Below are 24139 nucleotides of genomic sequence, written 5' to 3'. Positions count from 1 at the left end.
AACGAGGAACGCCGTGGCAGTCGAGCGCATCGTCATCGAGAACTGCGCCGTCGCGACCGTGGACGGAGGCGACACCGAGTACGCCTCGGGCCACGTCGTCGTCGCCGGCAACAGGATCGAGTCGGTCGGCGCGGGCAGGGCTCCCGACGACCTGGAGAACGTGGTACGCCGCGTCGACGGCACCGGGCACCTGGCCACGCCCGGCCTGGTCAACACCCACCACCACTTCTACCAGTGGATCACCCGCGGCCTCGCCACGGACCACAACCTCTTCAACTGGCTCGTCGCGCTGTACCCGACCTGGGCGCGCATCGACGAGAAGATGGCGTACTCCGCCGCGCAGGGCTCCCTCGCCATGATGGTCCGCGGCGGTGTGACGACCGCCATGGACCACCACTACGTGTACCCGAGGGGCTCCGGCGACCTGTCCGGCGCCATCATCCGGGCCGCCCGCGAGACGGGCGTCCGCTTCACCCTCGCCCGCGGCTCCATGGACCGCGGCAAGTCGGACGGCGGCCTTCCCCCGGACTTCGCCGTCGAGACCCTCGACGGCGCGCTCGCCGCGACCGAGGCGACCATCGACGAGCACCACGACGCCTCCTTCGACGCGATGACGCAGATCGCGGTCGCGCCCTGTTCGCCGTTCTCCGTCTCCACCGAACTCCTCAGGCAGGGCGCCGAACTCGCCCGGCGCAAGGGCGTACGGCTGCACACGCACGGATCGGAGACCGTCGAGGAGGAGCAGTTCTGCAAGGACCTGTTCGGCATGGGCCCGACCGACTACTTCGAGTCCACCGGCTGGCTCGGCGAGGACGTGTGGATGGCGCACTGCGTCCACATGAACGACTCCGACATCGCCGCCTTCGCCCGCACGAGGACGGGCGTCGCCCACTGCCCGTCCTCCAACGCCCGCCTGGCGGCCGGCATCGCCCGCGTCCCCGACATGCTCGCGGCCGGCGTCCCGGTCGGCCTCGGCGTCGACGGCACCGCCTCCAACGAGTCCGGCGAACTGCACACCGAACTGCGCAACGCCCTGCTCATCAACCGGCTCGGCGCCCACCGCGAGGCCGCCCTGAACGCACGTCAGGCGCTGCGCCTGGGCACCTACGGCGGCGCCCAGGTCCTCGGCCGCGCCTCCCAGATCGGCTCCCTGGAACCGGGCAAGCTCGCCGACCTGGTCCTGTGGAAGCTGGACACCCTGGCCCACGCCTCGATCGCCGACCCGGTGACCGCGCTGGTCTTCGGCGCGGCCGCACCGGTCACGCTCTCGCTCGTGAACGGCAGGCCGGTGGTCGAGGACGGCCGTCTGCTGCACGTCGACGAGGACGCCATCGCCCGCTCCACGCGGGAAGAGGCGCAGCGCCTGGCGGGCATCGCCGGGCGGAACTGACGCGCCGGCCCGCACGCCGACCGGCGCGCGGGCCCGGCAACCGGAGATCTCCGGCAGTGGGGGACGGCCCTCTGCCGGTAGCCGTGGACCCGAGCGGGGTCCATGGCGGCCGTGGCCGGGGCGGGCATGGACGTGCACGCCCCGGAACGGTCCCCGTCCCCGACGAACGAGTGCCGTTCGCCCCGAACGGATCCGTCCCGGTCCCGCACGACCGCGCATCACCTCCCTGAAACCCGCGTCGACGCGACGTGTACCCGACCGGAGGAGCCGCTGTGGCCGCTCAGCCCGCGCCCCGCACCGATGCACGACCGACTGGCCAGCCCAAGCACCCAGTCGACGAGAAACTGCCCGCCCTCAAGATGGCGACCAGCGGCCTTCAGCACGTGGCCGCGATGTACGCGGGAGTCGTCGCCCCACCGCTGATCGTCGGCGCCGCCGTCGGTCTGTCCGCCACCGAACTGACCTTCCTCACCGGCGCCTGCCTGTTCACCGCGGGCCTCGCCACCTTCCTGCAGACCCTCGGTCTCTGGAAGATCGGCGCCCGGTTGCCGTTCGTGAACGGCGTCACCTTCGCCGGCGTCGCCCCCATGACCGCCGTCGTCGCGTCCGCCGAGGACAAGAGCGACGCGCTGCCGATCATCTTCGGCGCGGTCATCGTCGCGGGAGTCCTGGGGTTCGTCGCGGCCCCCTTCTTCAGCAAGGCCGTCCGCTTCTTCCCGCCCGTCGTCACCGGCAGCGTGATCACCCTGATAGGTGTCTCGCTCCTGCCGGTCGCCTTCGGCTGGGCGCAGGGCCCCGCCCCCGCGGCCCACGACTACGGCTCTACGACCTACCTCGGCCTCGCCGCGTCCACGCTCGTCGTCGTCCTGCTGCTGCGCCGCTTCACCCGCGGCTTCGTGAAACAGATCGCGGTGCTGCTCGGCCTGGTGCTCGGCACGCTCGTCGCGATCCCCTTCGGCGTCACGGACTTCGGCCCCGTGGCCGACGCGGACGTGGTCGGCTTCCCGACGCCCTTCCACTTCGGCGCCCCGCAGTTCCAGCTCGCCGCGATCCTCTCGCTGTGCGTGGTGATGGTGGTGTCCATGACCGAGTCGACCGCGGACATGCTGGCGCTGGGCGAGATCGTCGAGCGGCCCGCCGACGAGAAGACCATCGCGGCCGGCCTGCGCGCCGACACCCTCGGCTCGGCGCTGAGCCCCCTCTTCAACGGCTTCATGTGCAGCGCCTTCGCGCAGAACATCGGTCTGGTCGCGATGACGAGGATCCGCAGCCGGTTCGTCGTCGCCACCGGCGGCGGCTTCCTGGTGCTGATGGGCCTGTGCCCGATGGCCGCGTCGCTCATCGCCGTGGTGCCCCGCCCGGTGCTCGGCGGAGCAGGCGTCGTGCTGTTCGGCTCGGTCGCCGCGAGCGGCATCCAGACCCTGGTCCGGGCCGGCCTGGAGAAGGACAACAACGTGCTGATCGTGGCCGTTTCACTGGCCGTCGGCATCATCCCGATCACCGCCCCGGAGTTCTACCACGCGTTCCCCGAGACCGCGCGGATCGTGCTGGACTCGGGGATCTCGACGGGCTGTGTCACGGCCGTGGTCCTCAACCTGGTCTTCAACCGCCTCGGCAAGGGGGAATGCCACGACGCGGGCGAGGTGACGCACCCGATGGAGGCGGGCGAGGACCTCAAGGCGGTCCCGGCGCACTGACCGGGGCGCATCCGCCCGGCGGGCCCGCCGAGGACGCGGCACGAGAACCGTGCCGCGCCCTCGGCCTTCCCGGAGCCGTCAGCCGATGTGGTAACTGTCGCCGTAGACCTGCCAGTCCAGCGGCGGATCGAGGTTCAGATTCCGCTTGCGCACGAAGACCCGCTGCTCGGTGTCGACCCGGCTGGTGTCGGAGTGGGCCTCCTCCTGCTTCATGGCCCACACGCGCGCGTCGAGGAAGGCGTTGAGCCAGGTCACCTCGTCGCCGCCCTGCGACGGCGGCTTCGCCTCGGCCAGCGCGCGCCGCCTGATGCTGCTGAAACTGGTGCTGTCGCCGCCGTCACCGTGCATCACGATGGCGTCGTAGTAGGTGAACTGGCCGAGCGCGCCGATGCCGTCGGCCTTGCCCTGCCGGACGGCCGGGTCGAAGTACACGCGGTCGCGCTCGTCGTTCTGCGCCTGCTGGAAGGCCGTGTCCTGCGCCGCCCTGCGCCAGTCGCCCGGGAAACCGGGGTCGAGGCCGTCGTGCGAGTCGCCGCCGTTCACCTCGCGCAGCGCGGGCAGGTACTTGGCCAGTACGTTGCCGGGCTTGCGCCGGGTGTAGAGCTCCACCAGGTCGAGCATGTCGCCGGTGCCCGAGCAGAAGCCGATGATCCCGGCGGTGTAGCCGCGCCCGTCGCCGATGTCCTCGATGTATTCGTACTGGGCCTTCCAGTCCAGCGAGGAGTTCTCCGCGCTGGAGACCAGCTTCATCGCGATCTCCTTCTTCGCGGGGTCGTCCAGACCGGCCGGCGCGGCGGTCGCGGACTGTGTGGCGACGAGGGGACCTGCCACCAGCGAGGCTCCGATCAGGGCGAGCAGGGTGCGGCGCGACGTACGTATGTGGGGGGTGTGCACGGTACCTCCGGAGTGGGGTGTGTGGTTCCGCGTACTGTTAGGAAAGTTTCCTACCAGAGATTGGGAGGGCCGTACACCCGTACGGACAGAGCGAGTTGGGGCGAGACGGGCGCCGGTCGCTCCGTTACGGTCGGAGCGCGCGGTCGGACCGCGCACCGGGGTCGGGGTCACGAGGGGGAGTGCGTGTCATGAACGAGTCGGGCCGTGTGGAGGCCTTCAGCGACGGCGTCTTCGCCATCGCCATCACACTGCTGATCCTGGAGATCAAGGTCCCAGAGGCGGGGGAGCACGGCGGCCTGTGGCACGCGCTGGGCGCGCAATGGCCCTCGTACGCCGCCTATGTGGTCAGTTTCCTGGTCATCGGCATCATGTGGATCAACCACCACCAGCTCTTCGGCTACGTCGTCAGGGTCGACCGCACGCTGATGTTCCTGAACCTGCTCGTGCTGATGGTGGTGGCCGCCGTGCCCTGGCCGACCGCGATGCTCGCGGAGTACCTCCGCGAGGACGAGGCCTCCCATGTCGCGGCCGCGGTCTACAGCATGGTCATGGTCGCGATGGCCCTCGCCTTCCAGGCCCTGTGGTGGCACCTGACCCGCACCGGCCATCTTCTCGACGGCCGGGTCGACGTGGCCGCCGCCCGCCGCACCCGGGTCCGCTTCGCCCTCGGATCGCTCGCCTACCCGGCCACGGTCGGCCTCGCCTACGTCTCCGCCCCGCTGACCCTGGCCGCGCACGGCCTGCTCGCGGTCTACTACGGGTTCAACCAGGTACCCGTACCGACCCGGGAGACGGACAGGGCCGTGCTGCCGGGAGACGCCCGGTGAAGCAGTGCGCCGGCGGGACGCCCACCGGCGTGCGGAAGTCGGCCGCCCTTCGCGACTGGTCGCAGTAGCCGGCCCCGGTGAACCGGAGACCCTCCGCGCCCGGTTCACCGGGGCCGGCCCGTCCGAGGACTACACCGAAGGGGCCCCGGCGGGCACCGGAGCCTCCTCCGGCACGCGGTCCGAGGAGGCACTCCTAGGACGCAGGAACACCGCCGCCAGCACCAGGGCCAGTGCCGCGATCCCCGTGGCCACCGTGAAGGCGAGCCGATAGCCGTCCGCCGTCGCCGCCACGACCTGTTCGCCCCGTGCGCTCAGGCGCTCCGTGCGGGCCGCCGCCAGCGTGGTCAGGGCCGCGAGCCCCAGCGAACCACCCACCACCTGCGTGGTGTTGAAGAGTCCGGAGGCGAGGCCCGCGTCCTCCTCGCGGGCACCCGACATCGCGAGTCCCGTCATCGCGGGCATCGCGGCCGCGAAACCGGCGGCGAGCAGGAGCATCGCGGGCAGCACGTCGGTGACGTACCCGCCGTCCGCCGGGACCCGGCTCAGCAGCGCCATGCCAGCCGTGATGAGGACGAGTCCGGCGCACAGGACTCGATGGGTGCCGAAGCGGGCGACGGTGCGCGCCGACAGGCTCAGCATCAGCACCCCGATCAGCACCGGCGCGGGCAGGAAGGCGGTGCCGGTGAGCAACTCGTCGTACCCGAGAACCCGTTGGAGATACAGCGCCCCGATGTACTGGAAGCCGTACATGCCGGCGATCATCAGGATCTGCACGCCGTTGGCGCTCACCAGGACCCGGGAGCGGAAGAGCCTCAGCCTCAGCAGCGGGCGGGCGGCACGCGCCTGCCGCACGGCGAAGGCGGCGAGGAGAGCCGGCGAGAGCGCGGCGAGGGCCAGGGTGGTGCCGGGCCCGTGGTCCCCGGCGCTCACGATCGTGTACACGCTCAGCATCAGCGCACCCGTGACCAGGGCCGCCCCGGGGTAGTCGGCCCCCTTGCCCAGCCCCAGCCCGTCGTCCGGGGCGAGGATCCGCAGCGCGGCGACCCACGCCGCCACTCCGATCGGCAGGTTGATCAGGAAGATCCAGTGCCAGCCGAGGCCCTGGGTGAGGGCCCCTCCGAGGAACGTGCCGAGCGCGCCGCCCGCCGCGCCGACCGCGCTGAACACGGCGATGGCACGGGCCCGTTCGCGGGGTTCCGGGAACAGTGCGACCAGCATGCCGAGCACGACGGCCGAGGTCATCGCCCCGCCGACGCCCTGGAGCGCGCGGGCCGCGACGAGCACGCCCCGGTCCGTCGCGATCCCGCACAGCGCGGACGCGACGGTGAACACCACGAGCCCCGCGGCGAACATCCGTCTGCGGCCCACCAGGTCCCCGAGCCTCCCCGCGAGGAGCAGCAGTCCGCCGAAGGGGATCAGGTACGCGTTCACGACCCAGGCCAGTCCCGGGCCGGAGAATCCCAGATCGCTCTGGATCGCGGGCATCGCGACCGTGACGATGTTCCCGTCCAGGATCGTCATCAGCGTGCCCGCGCACAGCACGACGAGCGCGGCCCAACGGGAGTACGTTCGTGGTGTCGGTGACCCACTCGTCGACGACATGGCGATGACCTCGGCCTTCTTCAAAGGTGCACGACTTGTAACGGGGTACATCGTGGAAGACCATGGAGGCCGGCATAAGGAGGCACTTCGATGTCCCAGGGGAACACCGGTGTTACCTCGCAGGCAGTGCTCGCGCAGGCGTGCCCGGTCCGCGAAGTTCTTGACAGGGTCGCCGGGAAATGGAGCGTGCTGATCATCGTGGCGGCGGCCCACGGCCCGATCCGCTTCACCGAACTGGAGCGCAGCGTGGAGGGGATCAGCCGCCGCATGCTGACCCTGACCCTGCGCAATCTGGAGCGCGACGGACTCGTCATCCGCACGGTCCATCCGACGGTCCCGCCCAAGGTCGAGTACGAACTCACACCGGTGGCAAGGGAGTTGCATGCGACCTTGCTGTCCCTGACCGACTGGGCGGAGCGGCACCGTGTGACCATCGCCGAGTCGCGTGCGACCTACGACGCCGAGCACCGCCCGGAGTTGCCGGCCGCCTAGGGGGCTTCGTTTGGATCAGACCGGGTCCGCGACGCCCGGCACGGCACCTCGCCGCGTTGTCGGACCACCCGAGTACGCCCGGTACGCGGGTGATCCTCCGCCTTGTGACGCACCGCACCGGGCGCCGCGGCCTGATCCGACCCGATCCAAACGAAACCCCCTAGCCCCGCCCGTGCGAGCCCGCTTCCTCGCCCCGGACGAAAGCGCGGGACACCCGGCCTCGTCGGCCGCGCGCAGCCGGGTGGCGTGTTCCCCTGCCCCGCACGGCATTTCGGGCGTCCCGTGCGGTACTTGCGGATTCCGGAAGGCCGTGGCCCGGCGCGCCGCGCGGGGCGGACGCTCACACGCGGCGCGGCGAGGCCAGCACGTACCGGGCGCCCGTGCGAGGTTCGCTGTGCTCGCCGACCTGCCAGCCCGCCTTCTCCAGGGTCGCCGCGCAGGCACGCAGCGCCTCGGGGTCCGGCTGGTGCACGGCGACGGCCTCCGGCTGCGGCGTCGCCCGCACCCGGTAGCCGCCGCCCTCCGGGCCCGCGGGGCGGTGCCCTGCCGCCTCCAGCGCGAGCGCGGCGGCCTGCACCAGATGTGTGCGCTCCCACCCGCACGGGCGGTCCGTGTCGCCGCCCGGATTGGTCATGCGGCGCAGCTCCAGGAGTCCCTGCCAGGCGCTGCGCACCTCGCGCCCGCGCGCGGGCCCGGCGTCGAACGGCCCTTCGCCGCCGGTCCGCGCGGCGAACACACCGGCGTCCGCCGGGGCGGACGTCTGCGGCGGCGGCGCCCCGGCAGGCTCCGGGGCCTCGCGTATGCGATGGCCGGCGGGGGTCAGGAAGTGGTCGTGCGGTGGCCGGGGATGCCGGAAGGCGAGCCCGCGCCGCACCAGCGCGGCGAGCTGCGCCGGGGTGCCCTTCAGCCGGCCGGTCACCGGATCGGCGGCGTCGATCACGCGCCGCTGCGCGGCGGTGGGGGGTCGGGTCACGGCGCGCTCCCTCCGGCGTCGTCGGCGGTGCTCCACCGCCGGTCAGTGCTCCGTGGGCCCCTGTCCGGCAGGGGAGAGAGGCCCATGGGAACAGTACGCGTCGGGTCTGACATTCCAGCCGGCCACCACATGGCGGCGGTGCTCCGTGCTGAGCCGGCTCATCGTGCCGGTGCCGAGCTGGAACAGCGCCCCCGCCTGGGCGGGCAGCCCCAGCCGCCGCGCCGTCAGCACCCGCAGGAAGTGCCCGTGCGAGAACACGACCACGCTGCCCTCCGACTCCGCGAGCGCCGCGTCGATCCTGGCGAGCATGCGCTCGGCGCGCGTCCCGACCTCGTCCGGGCTCTCCCCGGGGTGCTCGGGCGGGCCGGCCGCGACGCCGTCCGTGAACAGGAACCAGTCGGGCCTGCTGCGGTGGATCTCGACGGTGGTGATCCCCTCGTAGCCGCCGTAGTCCCACTCGGAGAGGTCGGCGTCCACCACGGCGCCGTCGACCCCGGCCAGCGAGGCCGTCTCGCGGGCCCGCTGCATCGGGCTGACGAAGGCCGCGGCGATGTGGTGCCGGGCGACCAGCGGGGCCAGCTTGCGCGCCTGCTCCCGGCCCCGGTCGGTCAGCGGGATGTCGGTGGACCCGGTGTGCCGCCCGGACAAGGACCACTCGGTCTCACCGTGCCGTACGAGAAGGAGGTCACCCATCGCCGAACCCTTTCTGTCCCGCCGTCCCTCCGTACGGTGTCACCGGCCGGCGGCGGGCGCAGCACCGGCTGCGCCGGTCGGCCCTACTGGCGGTACCCGCTCAGGAAGCGTCCGATCCGGCTGATCGCCGCCTCCAGGTCGTCGGCGTGCGGCAGGGTCAGGATGCGGAAGTGGTCCGGGCGCGGCCAATTGAATCCGGTGCCCTGCACGACCTGGATCTTCTCGCGCAGCAGCAGGTCGAGGACGAACTTCTCGTCGTCGTGGATCCTGTGCACCTCTGGGTCGATCCGCGGGAACGCGTAGAGAGCGCCCTTCGGCTTGACGCACGAGACGCCCGGGATCTCGTTGAGCTTCTCCCAGGCCCGGTCGCGCTGTTCGCGCAGCCGTCCGCCCGGCGCCGTGAGCTCGTGGATGGACTGCCTGCCGCCGAGCGCGGCCTGGATGGCGTACTGGGCGGGGGCGTTCGCGCACAGCCGCATGGAGGCCAGCATGGTCAGGCCCTCCAGATAGTCGCGGGCGTGCTGTTTGGGGCCGGTGACGACGAGCCAGCCGGAGCGGAAGCCGGCGACCCGGTAGGTCTTGGACAGCCCGCAGAAGGTGAGGACCACCAGGTCGGGGGCGAGTGCGGCGGCCGAGTGGTGCACGGCGTCGTCGTACAGGATCTGGTCGTAGATCTCGTCGGCGAACACCATCAGCCCGTGACGGCGGGCCAGGTCGAGGATGCCCTCGACGATCTCCTTCGGGTACACGGCGCCGGTGGGATTGTTGGGATTGATGATCACGACGGCCCGGGTACGGTCGGTGATCTTCGCCTCCATGTCCGCCAGGTCCGGGTACCAGTCGGACTGCTCGTCGCAGAGGTAGTGCACCGCCTTGCCGCCCGCGAGTGTGGTGACGGCGGTCCAGAGCGGGAAGTCCGGAGCGGGGATGAGGACTTCGTCGCCGTCCTCGACGAGCGCCTGCACGGCCATGGAGACCAGTTCGGAGACGCCGTTGCCGAGGAAGACGTCGTCCACGCCGACGTCGAGACCGCGGTCCTGGTAGCGCTGGGCGACGGCGCGGCGCGCGGACAGGACGCCGCGCGAGTCGGTGTAGCCGTGCGCCCGGGGCAGCATCCGGATCATGTCCTGGAGGATCTCCTCCGGCGCCTCGAAGCCGAAGAGCGCCGGGTTGCCGGTGTTCAGGCGCAGCACGCTGTGGCCCGCCGCCTCCAGTGCGTCGGCGTGCTCGATCACCGGGCCGCGGATCTCGTAACAGACTTCGCTGAGCTTGCTCGACTGCCGGAACTCCATGCGTGCGCCCTCCGGTTCGTGGTGTTGCTTGGTTTTACCAAGTGTGCGCTTGGAAAGTCCAACAAGATGGCTAGACTGCGCCGCATGTCACCTCGTCGAAGCTACGACCAGTACTGTTCCGCCGCCCGTGCGCTCGACGCCGTCGGTGACCGGTGGACCCTCCTGATCGTCCGTGAGCTGCTCGGCGGACCGCGCCGCTACACCGACCTGCACGCCGATCTGCCCGGCGTGAGCACGGACGTCCTCGCCTCCCGGCTCAAGGACATGGAGCGCGACGGGCTGACCACACGACGGCGCCTGCCCCCGCCGGGCGCGGCGTACGTCTACGAACTCACCCGCCGGGGCCGTGACCTGCTCCCCGTGCTCCAGGCACTGGGGGAGTGGGGCGCGCCCGTGCTGGACGAGCGGCGACCCACCGACGCGGTGCGGGCGCACTGGTTCGCGCTGCCGCTGCTGCGCGCCCTGGAAGGGGACGGCCTGGTCGAAGTGCGCCTGGACGAAGGCGTGTTCCACATGTGGCTGGGCACCGCCGAGGGGCCGGTCTACGGGGAGGGCCCCGCCCACGGCGAGCCGGACGCGCGCCTGACACTCGACAGTGAGACCTGCGAGGCCGTGAGCCGTGGCGCGCTGGGTCTGCGGGAAGCCGTCCGGCGGGGGCGCATCGAGGTGACGGGAGACGGCGCAACGGCCAAGGCGCTCCGCGAGGACTGACGGGCCTCCCGTGCCGCGCGGGCCTCCGGGCGGGGCCGCTGCCGCACCACCGCCGCCGGAGACCGGCACCGCGGGAGGCTGCCCGCGGTGCCGGTCCGTACCCGGGCGGGCCGGGGCGGTGCGGGGCCTCGGCGGCGGTCGTGAGGCCCGGTCGCGGGAGTTCGGAGGCGGTCACCACCCGCGGTCCCGGGCACAGCCGGAGGCCGGGCCGGCGCCCGAGACCGAACGGGGCCCGCCGTACCGGTGAGGTACGGCGGGCCCCTCAGGTGGTTCCGACGGTGCGTCAGGCGCCCGGCGGCACCCGCGACGGCCGCCCCGCGCCCCGGGTCAGCGCGTAACCGCCGATGCCGGCGAGCGCCGCGAGAACACCGCCGAGCGCGGTCCACACCCAGCGGTCCGACCACCAGCCCGAGGCCCAGCCGTCGTCGGGCTCGATCGAGGACAGCACGGCCGTCGGCGAGTCGGAGTCCTCGTCGGACTTCCCGCCCGTGGCCGCGATGCCCGGCACCAGCGGCTCGGCGAGCGAACCGTCGACCGCCGCCGCGCCGCCGATGTCCTTGGAGCCCACCTCGACCTCGGCGTTCACCGGCAGGCCGAGACCGGACGCCGGCAGACCCGTGGCGGTGAGCCGGATGTAGTACGTGCCCGGCAGCGGGTCGTTGGCCCAGGTCTCCGACCAGGCACGCACCGTACGCAGCGTGCAGGACAGCTCCACGGAGGCCGCGCCGGCCGCCGCCGTCCGCGTCTGCGCCCCGTACTGGCAGGCCTGCCGGCGCCGCAGCCCGTCGTACACGTCGATCTGCCACGTCTCGGCGGCGCTGCGCGCGGCGGACCCGGGCAGCTTCACCGTCGCCTTCACGGTGGGCCGCTGTCCGGCGTCCGCCGGGAAGGACCAGTACAGGTAGTCGCCCGTGGAGGCGCCGGCGGTGGCCCGCTGCCCCTGCTCGATCTCCGTCGCCGTACGGAAGGACGTACCGGCCTCGGTGGGCGCGCCGTCGTCGCCCGACGCGCTCGGCGAGGGCGAGGAGTCGGCGACGGCGGGTGCCGCCACCGCGAGCGCGGCGGGAGCGGCGGCCCCGAGCAGGAACAGTGCCGTGGTCAGCACACGTCGAATACGCATCAGTTGGTCCTCCAGACCGCGACACGCCAGCGCGAGATCCAGCCCCACAGCACACCCGCGAGGAAGCCGGTGAGCACCAGGGCGCCGAGCAGCCACCAGCCGCGCCCGAGACCGAACGAGGCGACGTCGCCCGCCTGGTCGGGCCCGTCGACGACGTCGACGGTCAGTTCCAGCGGCAGTCCGGGAGTGGTCTTCACACCCGCTGCGGCCGAGAAGGAGTTCGACACCTGGAGGCACACGACCTCGGCGGTGGCGTCCTCGTCGTCGCTCTCGGCCTTCGGGTAGCGCAGCCCGGTCGAGATGGCGTCGGTACGGCCGTTGCCCGCGGCCTCGCCGCGGACGATCTCCCGCCCGTGCACCGTGACGGCCCGCAGCAGCACCCCGTAGTCAGGGGCGACCGCGCGGTCGGCGGCGACGCTGACCGAGGCCCGCAGCTCCTGGCCCGGCTCGACCTCGACGCGGTACCAGCGGTGCTTGGTGAACTCCTCGCGGTCGGTGTAGAGACCCGACTTGAGAGCCGGGGCCTGCGCGCACTCGGCGGCACCCTCCACGGCGACCGGCGTCACCACCGGATCGGCGGCCCGGTCCACCAACTGCCCGACCCGGTCGGCCAGTTCCTCCTTGTGCTGGACGGAGGTGTAGGTGCCGCCGGTGGCGTCGGCGATGCAGCTGAGCTGGTCGCGCGTCTTCGCGTCGGGCACCAGTCCCAGGGTGTCGATGGTCAGGCCTATGCCCTTGGACGAGATCTCGCGCGCCACCTCGCACGGGTCGAGCGGCTGGCAGGTGTCCTCGCCGTCGCTGATCAGCACGATACGGCGGGTGCCGTCACCGCCGTCGAGGTCGTCGGCCGCCTTCAGCAGGGCGGGGCCGATCGGCGTCCAGCCGGTGGGCGTGAGGGTCGCGACAGCCGTCTTCGCCTCGGTGCGGTCCAGTGTGCCCACCGGGTACAGCTGCGCCGTGTCCTTGCAGCCCGTCTTCCGGTCGTCGCCGCGGTAGTTGGCGCCGAGCGTACGGATGCCGAGCTGCACCTCCTGTGGCGTCGCGTCGAGCACCTCGTTGAACGCCTGCTTCGCCGCGGCCATCCGCGAGCCGCCGTCGATGTCCCGGGCCCGCATCGAACCGCTGACGTCCAGCACCAGTTCGACCTTGGGGGCGGCCTGGGCCGTTTCGTCGGCGACCGCTCCGGCCGGGAAGGCGACCCCCGCCGTCAGGGTGGCGAGCAGGGCGCACAGGCCCGCCGCCAGCCGTTGTCTTGTGATCATCGGCGGATCCTATTGATCAAAGGTGTCGCGCTTCAAAACGAGGGGGTGCCGGGGCCGGATCCGGTGAGCGGATTGGGCAGTTGTGTCCACAGGTCGCCGGAGGTACGCGGGGAGAGCCGCATCAGGGTCAGCGCCTTGGTGGGCAGCGGTTCGCCCAGCAGGGCGGCGCGGTCCGCGGTGCGCGGCAGATCACCGGCGACCGCCTCCAGCGCTCCGCGCAGCGCGTCCGTCGAGCCCGCCGTGGCGCCCAGCGCGCCACCCACGAGGGAGCCGAACAGCTTGCGTCGCAGGGCGGTCTCGTCGTCCGTGACGACGCGGCCGGAGAGCGCGGGCGCCGGGATGCCGTGCCGGGCCAGGCGCGCCGGGCTGATCCGGATGTCGGCGAGGTCACGGTAGACCAGCCGGACCGGGGCGCCCGCGCCGTCGAGGACGACGAGCAGGTTCTGGCCGTGCGCCTCCAGGGCCACGCCCAGATCGAGCAGCCGCAGCCCGGTCGTGAGCACGAGGCGGGTGAAATCGGCCAGCCAGGAGGACCGTTCGGGCAGGCCCGTCAGCGGGAGGGCGGCCACCGGGACGATCTGCTCGCCCGGGGACGCGTACCGGTCGGGCGACTCCCGCAGCACCGCCGCCAGATCGGGGCTGTGCGCGCCGGCCGCGCCCAGCGTCCGGGTGATGTGCAGCGGAGCGTCCAGACGGCGGGCCACCGACTCCATGAACGCCGAGACCGTCGCGGCGGTCTCCACCGAGTACACGGAGATGTCGCGCACCGAGGACGTCAGCCGGGCGCTCAGCGCGGTCTTGACGTGCGGGCCGTCCGGCAGGGCGAGCGTACGCAGGGACATCAACGGGTGTGCGGCGAAACCCTCCTGGACCGGCCCGTCCAGCACGTGCGCCACCTGCCAGGGGTGGACGGGGATCAGGACGCGCTCGCCGTCCCGCAGCCACTTCGGCCACTCGCCGGTGACCAGACAGCCGTCGGCGGCCATCAGACCCAGTTCCACGACCGGCCGGTGCTCCGGCGCGTACGCGAGCTGCTCGGCCACGGAGAAGCCGGGCCGGGAACGGCAGTTGGGGTGGTACGGGTGCCCGTCGACGACCCGCTGCTCCCACTTCCAGCCCGCCGCCGGGTGCTCGGCGGGTCCGCACGCGCCGCCGTCCGCGGGGCCCGGGCCGGCGGCGTCACCGGGCGCCGGCCCGTCGGCCGTGCCGAACGCCGTCTGTCCTGCCCGGGACAGCGCCAAGGACGCGACACTGTCGGCGAGTTCGGCGGCGAAGGCGGGGCCGTGCGGCACGCGGAGCGCCTCGACGAGCCGGTCCGGCCGGTCGTACGGCCGCCCGTCGAGCCGCACTTCGCCGACGTACCCGGTGACGGCGTACGGGTCCGGGTGCGGGCCGTGCAGCCGCCGGCCGTCGGCCAGCCGGACCGTGAGACCGTCACGCCCCGGCTCGCGGCCCGCGATCCACGGCAGCGGCTCGTACGCCAGCGCACGCCACAGACGGGTCAGCACCGCCGCCCTGGCGCCGGGGAGCGCCCGCGCGTACGGCGCCGACAGCTCGGGGCGCACGGCGCTCGGCCCGCCGGCGGGCGAGGCCTCGGGCGTGAGGGGACGGTGCACGGGCGGGCTCCTCGGGTACGGGGACCGCGTCGCGGTCGTCCAGGGCAGCAGACATACTGATCACCAGTGCACCGTATGGAACGAATGAAGCGAATGGACCGAGTGGACTCCCTGCCGCCCCCGCTCCCGTCACTCGCCGGGGAGGAACCTGGCGGCAGTGATGTCGGGGAGGCCGCCGACGCGTACGCCGTGGCGCCCCTGCTGAATTGTCTCCTGCGGGAGGTGGCGGAGCCCGCGGAGGACCCCGGTGTGTACCGCCTGAAGGCGGGCGGCAGGCTGCTGCGGGTACGCGGCGCGCGGCGGCCCGCGCGGCCGGAGGTGCGCGCCGCCGGTGCCTGGCACCGGCTCACCCATGCCGAACTGGTCAGACTGACCGCCGAGGAACTGCGCCGCGCCACCGGCCTGTCCAACTCGGAACTGCCCGCGGAGATGGCCGACAGCCGCGACACCGTCGCCGCGCTGCTCACCGCGCGGCGGCGCGCGACACCGCCCGGCGATCCGTACCTGCGCTCCGAGCAGTCCCTGATCACCGGGCATCCCCACCATCCGGCACCGAAGGCGCGCGGCGGCGGTCCGGCCGCCGACTGGCTGCCGTACGCGCCCGAGGCGTACGCCCGCTTCCCGCTCGAACTCCTCGCCGTGCGCGAGGACGCCGTCGTCGAGGACGGCGACACGACGGCACTCGACGGCTTCGGCCAGGCCCCGCCCGGCTACCGGCTGCTGCCCGCCCATCCCTGGCAGCTCGGCCTGGTCGGCGCCCGCCCGGAGATCCGGGCCGCGTTCCGGGACGGCCGGCTGCTGCGCGTCGGACGCACCCCGCGCCCGCTCCGGCCGACGGCGGCGATCCGCACGCTGTACGCGCCCGAGGACGACCTGTTCGTGAAGTTCAGCCTCGACGTGCGCATCACCAACGACATCCGCCGGCTGTGGCGGCACGACCTGCTGAAGATGCGCGGCACCGACGCGGCCACCGCCGCTGCGTTCGCGGGACCCGGCCCCGCCGCCTGGCTGAGCGACCGCGGCTACCGCACCGCCGACTTCGCCTTCGAGGAACTCGCCGTCCTCGTCCGGGACGGACTGCGCGGCCGGCTCGTGCCCGGCGCGACCCCGCTGCTCGCCGCCGCCCTGGTGGAGGGCTTCGGCGGCAGCCCCCTGGACGGGCTCGCCGATCCGTCTGCCTGGTGGGCCGCGTATCTGCGCCATGTCGTGCCGCCCGTGCTGCACGCGTTCGCGCGCCACGGCGTCGTCGTCGAGGCCCACCTGCAGAACGTGCTGGTGGCCGTGGACGCGGCGGGGACCCCCGTGCAGGCGCTTTTCCGGGACGCGGAGGGCGTGAAGCTGCTGCCCGCCGTGACGCGCGAGGCGGGCTGGGAAAGGCTCGTGTACTGCCTGCTCGTCAACCACCTCGCCGAGCTGGCCGCGCTGCTCGCCGAGCGGCACCCCGGCCTGGACCCGTGGCCCGCGGTCCGGGAGGAGCTGATCCGCTACGACACGGAGCACGGCCTGCCCGAGATCGCCGGCCTGCTCGCGGCGCCCACCGTCCCCGGCAAGACGAACCTGCTCCTGCGGTGGACCGGCGCGGACGGCGCGGACGCCCGGTACGTGCCGCTGCCCAACCCGCTCGCCGGATGAGCGCTGACTTACCCTGGCGGGTGTGCTGCGCGACGTGACCGCTGTTCGATACGTGACCCCGCTGAGGGCGGGCGGCTCCGTGCCCGGGGTCGTCGAGGCCGACGACCTGGGGACGTACGTCGTGAAGTTCACCGGCTCCGCGCAGGGCCGCAAGGCGCTGGTCGCCGAGGTGATCGTCGGCGAGCTGGCCCGTGCGCTCGGGCTGCGCTTCCCGGAACTGGTCCTCGTCCACTTCGACCCCGCGATCGCCGACTCCGAACCGCACCAGGAAGTGCGGGACCTGCACGGCGCCAGCGCGGGCCTCAACCTCGGCATGGACTTCCTGCCGGGCGCGAAGGACTTCACGCCGGAGGTCGCGAAGAGGTTCCCGGTCGACGCCCTGGAGGCGGGCAGGATCGTCTGGCTCGACGCGCTGACCGTGAACGTGGACCGTACGGTCCACAGCTCCAACCTGATGGTCTGGCCCACGTTCGGCACCGCGCCCCCGCGGCTGTGGCTGATCGACCACGGAGCGGCCCTCGTCTTCCACCACCGCTGGGACGCCTCCGACCCCGCCAAGGCCTACGACTTCCGGCACCACGCCCTCGGCCACTCCATGCCGGACACCCGGGCCGCCGACGCCGAGCTGGCGCCACGGGTGACGCGCGAGCTGCTCCGCGACGTCACGGCGGCCGTGCCGGACGCCTGGCTGACCCTCGAGGAGGGGTTCGCGACGCCCGACGAGGTCAGGACGGCGTACGTGGACTACCTCCACGCGCGCGCGGCCGCGTCCGCGGCCTGGCTGCCCACCGACTTCCCGACCCGGGAGGAACTCGCCGCCGAGGAGGCGCAGCGCGCGGCGAGGACACAGCAGGGCCGCCCCAACTGGCTCAAGCGGGTCCCCGACCTGCACGGCAAACCGGCGGCGGAACAGGATTGGTCGGTGCACCTGGGATGAGCGGTGTCCAGCGCGTGGAGATCGAGTACTGCACCCAGTGCCGCTGGCTGCCGCGGGCTGCCTGGCTGGCGCAGGAACTCCTCACGACCTTCGAGACCGAGCTGACGGAGCTGGCCCTCAAGCCCGGCACGGGCGGGGTCTTCATGGTCCGGGTGAACGGCGAGGTGGTCTGGGACCGCCGCGAGCAGGGCTTCCCGGAGCCGACCGCGGTGAAGCAGGCCGTACGCGACCGAGTGGCCCCGGGAAGGTCCCTGGGCCACTCGGACAGATCCGCGTGAGCGTCAGCCCCTGAGCTGCTCGTACGCCGGCAGCGTCAGGAAGTCCGCGTAGTCCTCGTCCAGCGACACCTGGAGCAGCAGGTCGTGGGCCTGCTGCCAGTTGCCCGCCGCGAACGCCTCCTCGCCGATCTCGGCGCGGATGCGGGCGAGCTCCTCGGCGGCGACCCGGCGTGCCAGCTCCGGGGTGGCCGCCACGGTCTTCCCGTCGTGCTCGAAGACGACGCCCGCGTTGATCCACTGCCAGATCTGGGAGCGGGAGATCTCGGCGGTGGCCGCGTCCTCCATGAGGTTGAAGATGGCGACCGCGCCGAGGCCGCGCAGCCAGGCCTCGATGTAGCGGATGCCGACCTGCACCGCGTTGACCAGGCCCTCGTACGTCGGCCTGGCGTCGAGGGAGTCGATGGCGATCAGGTCACCGGCGGCGACGGACACGTCCTCGCGCAGCCGGTCCTTCTGGTTGGGCCGCTCCCCGAGGACCGCGTCGAACGACGCCATCGCGATGGGGACCAGGTCGGGGTGCGCGACCCAGGAGCCGTCGAAGCCGTCGCCCGCCTCGCGGTCCTTGTCGGCCTTGACCTTCTCGAAGGCGACCTTGTTGACCTCCTCGTCGCGGCGCGAGGGGATGAACGCGGCCATGCCGCCGATCGCGTGCGCGCCGCGCTTGTGGCAGGTACGGACGAGGAGTTCGGTGTACGCGCGCATGAACGGGGCGGTCATCGTCACCGCGTTGCGGTCCGGCAGGACGAACTTGGCGCCGCCGTCACGGAAGTTCTTGACGATGGAGAAGAGGTAGTCCCAGCGGCCCGCGTTCAGTCCCGAGGCGTGGTCGCGGAGTTCGTAGAGGATCTCCTCCATCTCGTACGCGGCGGTGATCGTCTCGATCAGGACGGTCGCGCGCACGGTCCCCTGCGGGATGCCGAGGTAGTCCTGCGCGAAGACGAACACGTCGTTCCAGAGGCGGGCCTCCAGGTGCGACTCCGTCTTCGGGAGGTAGAAGTACGGACCCTTGCCGAGGTCCAGCAGGCGCTGGGCGTTGTGGAAGAAGTACAGGCCGAAGTCGACGAGGGCGCCCGGGACGGGTGTGCCGTCGGCGTCCACGAGGTGGCGTTCGCTCAGGTGCCAGCCGCGCGGGCGCATGACGACGGTGGCGAGGTCCTCGTTCGCCTTGAGGGCGTACGACTTGCCCGACGCCGGGTCGGTGAAGTCGATGGTGCGGGTGTAGGCGGCGATCAGATTGAGCTGGCCGACGACCACGTTCTCCCAGGTCGGCGCGGAGGCGTCCTCGAAGTCCGCAAGCCAGACGCGCGCACCGGAGTTGAGCGCGTTGATCGTCATCTTGCGGTCGGTGGGGCCGGTGATCTCGACGCGGCGGTCGTTCAGGGCCGCCGGGGCGGGGGCCACCTGCCAGGAGTCGTCCGCGCGGATCGCGGCGGTCTCCGGGAGGAAGTCGAGGGTGGAGGTGCGGGCGATCTCGGCGCGGCGCTCCGCACGGCGGGCGAGGAGTTCGTCACGCCGGGGCGTGAACTGCCGGTGCAGCTCGGCCACGAAGGCGAGGGCCGCGTCGGTGAGGACCTCCTCCTGCCGGGGCAGGGGCTCGGCGTCGACGATGGCCAGCGGGGACGGCGCTGGTGCGGACATGAGCTGTCACTTCCTTCGGGGGAGCTGTTTCAGCGAACCACGTGCATCGCCACCGGGCCGTGGCACTGGGTGCCGACCGGCGCGAAGGGGGCAAAGAGTGCCCGCGGAGCGGTCAGGCGCTTCTGAACAGTGGATACTAGTTTCCTCATGGTGGAAGTTCAATGGTTTGTTGATGTCGAGATTCTCCGGGTCGACACAAGGTGGCGCTCGGTGCCACGCCGTTCACTCGAGGTGGACCAGGTCGGCCGCGGTGTCGATGTCGTACGCCTGGGCCACGTCCCCGCACTCGACCAGCGTGATCGCCTCTTCATGGGCCTTGAGATAGGCGCGCGCGCCCCGGTCGCCTGTGGCGCTGCGCGCGACGGCGTCCCAGTGCCCGGCTCCGAAGAGGACGGGGTGGCCGCGTTCGCCGTCGTAGGACGCGGCGGCGAGCGAGAGGGGGGAGGTGTAGGCGCCGAGGACCCGGGCCACCGCTTGCGAACCGATCCCCGGCTGGTCGACCAGGAGCACCAGTGCGCCGCCCGCCCCCGTGTCCGCCAGCGAACCGAGGCCCGCGCGCAGCGAGGAGCCCATGCCCTCCTCCCACTCCGGGTTGTCCACCAGGACGCATCCGGGCAGCGCGGCCCGCGCCCGCACGGCATCGGCCCGCGCGCCCAGCACCACATGGACGCGTGCGCAGCCGCCGGCCCGCAGGACCTCGACCGCGTGTTCGACGAGTGGCCGTCCCCGGTGTCGCAGGAGCGCCTTGGGGCGCCCCCCGAGGCGGCGCCCGCCGCCGGCCGCGAGCAGCAGTCCGACGACCTGGTCCGTGTTGTCCGTCATGCTCCCTGCATACCCGAGCGGGGCGGGAGCGCGCGCCGGAACCCCGCCGGGCCGTTCGATACCCAAGGGCTGAATTTCGGTCCGCGCAGTGGCGCCCGGCGCACGCGGTGGCGTTTACTGACCCGCGTCCCCCCGGCGCCCGACCACCGCCACGGGGAACTGGGGCCTGGTGAGGACGATCGACGCGCAACGGCGTGTGAGGGGGAGAGCTGTGTTGCGGAGCTTGGGGCAGAGGGCAGTGACCGGCAGCGACGAGGACCCGAGGGTGGCGGAACTGCGCATCGCCGTCTCCCGGCTGCGCCGTGAACTGGCCGCGCATCCGGCCGAGTTCCCCGACCGCGGCATCGCCGAGGACGAGCTCGCGGCCCTCGCCGCGATGGCCGCCGGCGGCATCCCCGAGACCCCTCGACTGCGCCGCTCGCTGCTTCTGGTCGCGGGTGCGATCGGCTCGGTCAGCGCCCTGTCGACCCGCCTGGCCGACGTGCGCAGCGCGGTGGAACTGTTCGGGGAACCGCCGCGTCGCTGAGCCGCGGGGCGGGTGCCCCGCAGCGTGATCCGGGGCTCAGGCGGCCGGGCCCGAGCTGGCCAGGGCCTCCGACAGCTCCTGCGCCACCTGCTGGAGCACGGGCACGATCTTCTCGGTGGCCGACTCGGTGACACGGCCCGCGGGCCCGGAGATGGAGATCGCGGCGGCGGTCGGGGAGTCGGGCACGGAGACCGCGAGGCAGCGGACGCCGATCTCCTGCTCGTTGTCGTCGACCGCGTAGCCGAGACTCCGGACCTCTTCCAGGGCGGCGAGGAAGCCGTCCGGAGTCGTGATCGTCTTCTCCGTCGCGGCGGGCATGCCCGTCCGGGCGAGCAGGGCGCGCACCTCGCCGGCCGGGGTGTGCGCGAGCAGCGCCTTGCCCACGCCCGTGGAGTGCGGCAGCACGCGGCGCCCCACCTCGGTGAACATGCGCATCGAGTGCTTGGACGGCACCTGGGCGACGTAGACGATCTCGTCCCCGTCGAGCAGGGCCATGTTGGCGGTCTCGCCGGTCTCCTCGACCAGTCGCGCCAGGTAGGGGCGGGCCCAGGTGCCGAGGAGCCGGGACGCGGACTCGCCGAGGCGGATCAGGCGCGGTCCGAGCGCGTACCGGCGGTTCGGCTGCTGACGCACGTAACCGCAGACCACCAGCGTGCGCATGAGCCGGTGGATGGTGGGCAGCGGCAGTCCGCTGCTCGCGGAGAGCTCGCTCAGGCCGACCTCGCCCCCGGCGTCCGCCATGCGCTCCAGCAGGTCGAAGGCGCGCTCGAGGGACTGGACGCCACCACTGGGAGCGGGCGATTTGGCGGCGTCGGTGGTGCGGGCGCTGGACGGCGGCACGGCGGCGGTCCTTTCACGGCTCAGGAACGTCAGGGTCGGCCCGGCGGCGGGCCTCTCGCAGGGTGGCGGCGCGCGCCGGGAGGGTAGTGATGCAGCCTACCCGGCGGTTGATTGACTCCCGCGTCGTGCAGAGCTACGTTCTGCTCTTTGGAATTCTACTTCCGCTTTGTGGAAACATCCAGAGTGGGGCCCCCGGGAGCACAGTGGAGGTGTGCGCTCTTGACGGCACATGGGCCGCGGGGAAGACTCCTTCAACAGATCGTTGAATTCCGTTACGTGGAAGTAAACCCGCGCCACCACGACGGCGGCGGTTCGGCAGCGGCAGAGAGAGGGGTCCGGGTGTCTGGTGTCGGAGGGGTCGAACTGATGCTGCGCTCGACGCGCGTCATCACTCCCGAAGGGACGCGCGCCGCCACGGTCGCGGTAGCCGGAGGCACGATCACGGCCGTGCTCGCGCACGACGCGGAAGTACCGGACGGCGCCCGGCTGGAGGACTTCGGCGACGACGTCCTGCTGCCCGGCCTCGTCGACACCCACGTCCATGTGAACGACCCCGGCCGCACCGAGTGGGAGGGCTTCTGGACCGCGACCCGCGCCGCGGCCGCGGGCGGCATCACCACTCTCGTCGACATGCCGCTCAACTCCCTGCCGCCCACCACCACGGTGGACAACCTGCGCACCAAGAAGGACGTCGCCCGCCCCAAGGCGCACATCGACGTCGGCTTCTGGGGCGGGGCGCTGCCCGACAACGTGAAGGACCTGCGGCCCCTGCACGACGCGGGAGTCTTCGGCTTCAAGGCGTTCCTGTCGCCCTCCGGCGTCGACGAGTTCCCCGAGCTCGACCAGGAACAACTCGCGCAGTCGCTCGCCGAGATCGCCGGTTTCGGCGGCCTCCTGATCGTGCACGCCGAGGACCCGCACCACCTCGCCGCGGCCCCGCAGAAGGGCGGCCGCAAGTACACCGACTTCCTCGCCTCGCGCCCTCGTGACGCCGAGGACACCGCGATCGAGCACCTCATCGCCCAGGCCCGGCGGCTGGACGCGCGCGTGCACGTGCTCCATCTGTCGTCCGGCGACGCGCTGCCGCTGATCGCCGCCGCGAAGGCGGACGGCGTACGGCTCACCGTCGAGACCTGCCCGCACTACCTCACGCTGACCGCCGAGGAGGTCCCGGACGGCGCCAGCGAGTTCAAGTGCTGTCCGCCCATCCGCGAGGCGGCCAACCGGGACCTGCTGTGGCAGGCCCTCGCCGACGGCACCGTCGACTGCGTCGTCACCGACCACTCGCCCTCCACGGCCGACCTGAAGACCGACGACTTCGCGACGGCCTGGGGCGGCATCTCCGGTCTTCAGCTCAGCCTGTCCGCGGTGTGGACCGAGGCCCGAAGGCGCGGCCACACCCTGGAGGACGTGGTCCGCTGGATGTCCACGAGCACCGCCCGGCTGGTCGGCCTCGACGACCGCAAGGGCGCCATCGCCCCCGGCCTCGACGCCGACTTCGCGGTCCTCGCCCCCGACGAGACCTTCACCGTGGACCCCGCCGCGCTCCAGCACCGCAACCGCGTCACCGCCTACGCGGGCCGGACCCTGAGCGGCGTCGTCAAGTCCACCTGGCTGCGCGGGCGGCGGATCGTGGACCGGGGCGAGTTCACCGCACCGGCCGGCCGGCTGCTCTCCCGCCGGCCGTGACCCGCACCAGCCCCGCACCCCGAGCGGCCGATCCCGAAAGGCAGACCTGATCATCGTGACGGCGATTCCTCACTTCACCGGCGACGCGAACCCCTACGGAGGCGGCGACCCGTACGCGGACTACCGCACCGCCGACTTCCCCTTCACCCAGTACGCCAACCTCGCCGACCGGCAGCTCGGCGCGGGTGTGGTCGCCGCCAACGACGAGTTCTTCGCCCAGCGCGAGAACCTTCTGGTGCCCACAGCCGCCGAGTTCGACCCCGAGCACTTCGGCCACAAGGGCAAGATCATGGACGGCTGGGAGACGCGGCGCCGCCGCGGCGTCTCGGCCGAGCACCCGTGGCCGACGGCGCAGGACCACGACTGGGCGCTCGTGCGACTCGGCGCGCCCGGCGTCGTCCGCGGCATCGTCGTGGACACCGCCCACTTCCGCGGCAACTACCCGCAGGCGGTGTCGGTCGAGGGCGCGTGCGTGCCCGGTTCCCCGTCGCCGGCGGAGCTCCTCGCCGACGACGTGAAGTGGACGGCCCTCGTCACACGCACCCCCGTCGGCGGTCACGCGGCGAACGGCTTCGCCGTCTCGGCCGAGCAGTGCTTCACGCACCTGCGGGTCAACCAGCACCCCGACGGCGGCATCGCCCGGCTGCGGGTGTACGGCGAGGTCGTGCCCGATCCGCGCTGGCTGTCGGTCCTCGGCACCTTCGACGTGGTGGCGCTGGAGAACGGCGGCCAGGTCGAGGACGCCTCGAACCTCTTCTACTCGCCCGCCACCAACACCATCCAGCCGGGGCGCTCCCGCAAGATGGACGACGGCTGGGAGACGCGGCGCCGCCGGGACGACGGGAACGACTGGATCAGCTACCGGCTCACCGGGCAGTCCGAGATCCGGGCGATCGAGATCGACACGGCGTACCTGAAGGGCAACAGCGCCGGCTGGGCGTCGGTGTCCGTACGGGACGGGGCCGAGGGTAAGTGGGTGGAGGTGCTGCCGCGGACCCGCCTCCAGCCCGACACGAACCACCGGTTCGTCCTGGACGCCCCCGCCGTCGCCACCCACGCGCGCGTGGACATCTTCCCCGACGGCGGGATCTCGCGGCTGCGGCTGTTCGGGTCACTGACGCCGGAGGGCGCGGCGCGGCTGGCCGCCCGTCACCAGGAGCTGGGCGGCTGACTCCGGCCCCTCCTCCGTCTCTTCCGGTCCCCGTGCG

Annotated in this window: 22 protein-coding genes; 11 read left to right on the top strand and 11 right to left on the bottom strand. The window is 72.6% G+C overall.

Features of this window, described 5'->3' with window-relative positions; genetic code table 11:
• Positions 1-13: 13 nt before the first annotated feature.
• Positions 14-1390, top strand: coding sequence for an 8-oxoguanine deaminase (locus H305_RS0112095; protein WP_234020761.1), 1377 nt, complete (start codon positions 14-16; stop codon positions 1388-1390).
• A gap of 359 nt (positions 1391-1749) precedes the next feature.
• Positions 1750-3087: a nucleobase:cation symporter-2 family protein gene (locus tag H305_RS0112090; protein ID WP_051370537.1), complete on the top strand. Its 1338-nt coding sequence runs from the start codon at positions 1750-1752 to the stop codon at positions 3085-3087.
• Between the two features lie 78 nt (positions 3088-3165).
• On the opposite strand, the gene H305_RS0112085 is transcribed toward H305_RS0112090, so the two are convergent.
• On the bottom strand, positions 3166-3981 hold the full coding sequence (locus H305_RS0112085) for a chitosanase (RefSeq protein WP_028800608.1): 816 nt from the start codon (positions 3979-3981) through the stop codon (positions 3166-3168).
• A gap of 188 nt (positions 3982-4169) precedes the next feature.
• Here H305_RS0112085 and H305_RS0112080 point away from each other — a divergent pair, with 188 nt between their 5' ends.
• Positions 4170-4808 carry a TMEM175 family protein gene (locus H305_RS0112080; protein ID WP_063611321.1) on the top strand — a complete coding sequence of 213 codons (639 nt, stop codon included), beginning with the start codon at positions 4170-4172 and terminating at the stop codon, positions 4806-4808.
• Between the two features lie 129 nt (positions 4809-4937).
• On the opposite strand, the gene H305_RS0112075 is transcribed toward H305_RS0112080, so the two are convergent.
• The gene (locus H305_RS0112075) at positions 4938-6410 is read right to left on the bottom strand and encodes an MFS transporter (protein ID WP_028800606.1); all 1473 of its coding nucleotides are present in this window, start codon (positions 6408-6410) and stop codon (positions 4938-4940) included.
• A gap of 90 nt (positions 6411-6500) precedes the next feature.
• On the opposite strand from H305_RS0112075, the gene H305_RS0112070 reads away from it, so the two are divergent.
• Entirely contained in the window at positions 6501-6902 is a 402-nt protein-coding gene (locus H305_RS0112070) for a winged helix-turn-helix transcriptional regulator (RefSeq protein WP_028800605.1), read from the top strand.
• Positions 6903-7242: 340 nt separating this feature from the next.
• Here the strand turns inward: H305_RS0112070 and H305_RS0112065 are convergent, their stop codons facing one another.
• The 3 genes from H305_RS0112065 to H305_RS0112055 form a co-directional block, all read right to left on the bottom strand.
• Positions 7243-7875: a hypothetical protein gene (locus H305_RS0112065; RefSeq protein ID WP_028800604.1), complete on the bottom strand. Its 633-nt coding sequence runs from the start codon at positions 7873-7875 to the stop codon at positions 7243-7245.
• A gap of 42 nt (positions 7876-7917) precedes the next feature.
• Positions 7918-8568, bottom strand: a complete 651-nt coding sequence (locus H305_RS45575) for a histidine phosphatase family protein (protein ID WP_051370536.1) — start codon at positions 8566-8568, stop codon at positions 7918-7920.
• 83 nt (positions 8569-8651) lie between these two features.
• Positions 8652-9860 carry a pyridoxal phosphate-dependent aminotransferase gene (locus tag H305_RS0112055; RefSeq protein ID WP_028800603.1) on the bottom strand — a complete coding sequence of 403 codons (1209 nt, stop codon included), beginning with the start codon at positions 9858-9860 and terminating at the stop codon, positions 8652-8654.
• Positions 9861-9944: 84 nt separating this feature from the next.
• On the opposite strand from H305_RS0112055, the gene H305_RS0112050 reads away from it, so the two are divergent.
• Positions 9945-10571, top strand: a complete 627-nt coding sequence (locus tag H305_RS0112050; protein ID WP_028800602.1) for a winged helix-turn-helix transcriptional regulator — start codon at positions 9945-9947, stop codon at positions 10569-10571.
• A gap of 283 nt (positions 10572-10854) precedes the next feature.
• Here the strand turns inward: H305_RS0112050 and H305_RS0112045 are convergent, their stop codons facing one another.
• From H305_RS0112045 to H305_RS0112035, 3 genes are read right to left on the bottom strand one after another with little or no spacing between them, the layout of a single operon-like run.
• Positions 10855-11691 carry a hypothetical protein gene (locus H305_RS0112045; RefSeq protein WP_028800601.1) on the bottom strand — a complete coding sequence of 279 codons (837 nt, stop codon included), beginning with the start codon at positions 11689-11691 and terminating at the stop codon, positions 10855-10857.
• Entirely contained in the window at positions 11691-12953 is a 1263-nt protein-coding gene (locus H305_RS0112040) for a VWA domain-containing protein (RefSeq protein ID WP_028800600.1), read from the bottom strand. The genes H305_RS0112045 and H305_RS0112040 overlap by 1 nt, the downstream gene beginning before the upstream one ends.
• 32 nt (positions 12954-12985) lie before the next feature.
• On the bottom strand, positions 12986-14569 hold the full coding sequence (locus H305_RS0112035; RefSeq protein WP_028800599.1) for an IucA/IucC family protein: 1584 nt from the start codon (positions 14567-14569) through the stop codon (positions 12986-12988).
• Positions 14570-14662: 93 nt separating this feature from the next.
• Here H305_RS0112035 and H305_RS0112030 point away from each other — a divergent pair, with 93 nt between their 5' ends.
• From H305_RS0112030 to H305_RS0112020, 3 genes are read left to right on the top strand one after another with little or no spacing between them, the layout of a single operon-like run.
• Positions 14663-16201, top strand: coding sequence for an IucA/IucC family protein (locus H305_RS0112030; protein WP_028800598.1), 1539 nt, complete (start codon positions 14663-14665; stop codon positions 16199-16201).
• A gap of 22 nt (positions 16202-16223) precedes the next feature.
• Positions 16224-17138, top strand: a complete 915-nt coding sequence (locus H305_RS0112025) for a HipA family kinase (protein ID WP_028800597.1) — start codon at positions 16224-16226, stop codon at positions 17136-17138.
• Positions 17135-17416: a SelT/SelW/SelH family protein gene (locus tag H305_RS0112020; protein WP_037763571.1), complete on the top strand. Its 282-nt coding sequence runs from the start codon at positions 17135-17137 to the stop codon at positions 17414-17416. The genes H305_RS0112025 and H305_RS0112020 overlap by 4 nt, the downstream gene beginning before the upstream one ends.
• 3 nt (positions 17417-17419) lie before the next feature.
• On the opposite strand, the gene aceB is transcribed toward H305_RS0112020, so the two are convergent.
• Together aceB and H305_RS0112010 are read right to left on the bottom strand one after the other, a co-directional pair.
• Positions 17420-19054, bottom strand: coding sequence for a malate synthase A (gene aceB / locus H305_RS0112015; protein ID WP_028800595.1), 1635 nt, complete (start codon positions 19052-19054; stop codon positions 17420-17422).
• A gap of 222 nt (positions 19055-19276) precedes the next feature.
• Positions 19277-19876 carry a nucleotidyltransferase family protein gene (locus H305_RS0112010; protein WP_028800594.1) on the bottom strand — a complete coding sequence of 200 codons (600 nt, stop codon included), beginning with the start codon at positions 19874-19876 and terminating at the stop codon, positions 19277-19279.
• A 211-nt stretch (positions 19877-20087) separates the two neighbouring features.
• Between H305_RS0112010 and H305_RS0112005 the strand changes: the two genes are divergently transcribed.
• The gene (locus H305_RS0112005; RefSeq protein WP_078629005.1) at positions 20088-20402 is read left to right on the top strand and encodes a DUF5955 family protein; all 315 of its coding nucleotides are present in this window, start codon (positions 20088-20090) and stop codon (positions 20400-20402) included.
• A gap of 36 nt (positions 20403-20438) precedes the next feature.
• On the opposite strand, the gene H305_RS0112000 is transcribed toward H305_RS0112005, so the two are convergent.
• Positions 20439-21242 carry an IclR family transcriptional regulator gene (locus H305_RS0112000; RefSeq protein WP_028800592.1) on the bottom strand — a complete coding sequence of 268 codons (804 nt, stop codon included), beginning with the start codon at positions 21240-21242 and terminating at the stop codon, positions 20439-20441.
• A gap of 366 nt (positions 21243-21608) precedes the next feature.
• Between H305_RS0112000 and allB the strand changes: the two genes are divergently transcribed.
• Both allB and alc read left to right on the top strand, forming a co-directional pair.
• Positions 21609-22931 carry an allantoinase AllB gene (allB, locus tag H305_RS0111995; protein ID WP_037763567.1) on the top strand — a complete coding sequence of 441 codons (1323 nt, stop codon included), beginning with the start codon at positions 21609-21611 and terminating at the stop codon, positions 22929-22931.
• Positions 22932-22986: 55 nt separating this feature from the next.
• Positions 22987-24102 carry an allantoicase gene (gene alc / locus H305_RS0111990; RefSeq protein WP_028800590.1) on the top strand — a complete coding sequence of 372 codons (1116 nt, stop codon included), beginning with the start codon at positions 22987-22989 and terminating at the stop codon, positions 24100-24102.
• Positions 24103-24139 lie beyond the last annotated feature (37 nt).

Origin of the sequence: Streptomyces sp. 142MFCol3.1, from assembly GCF_000424945.1 — a bacterium.
Lineage (GTDB): Bacteria > Actinomycetota > Actinomycetes > Streptomycetales > Streptomycetaceae > Streptomyces > Streptomyces siamensis.
Note: the sequence above shows the minus strand (reverse complement) of the source record. Positions and strands in the feature narration are given on the sequence as shown.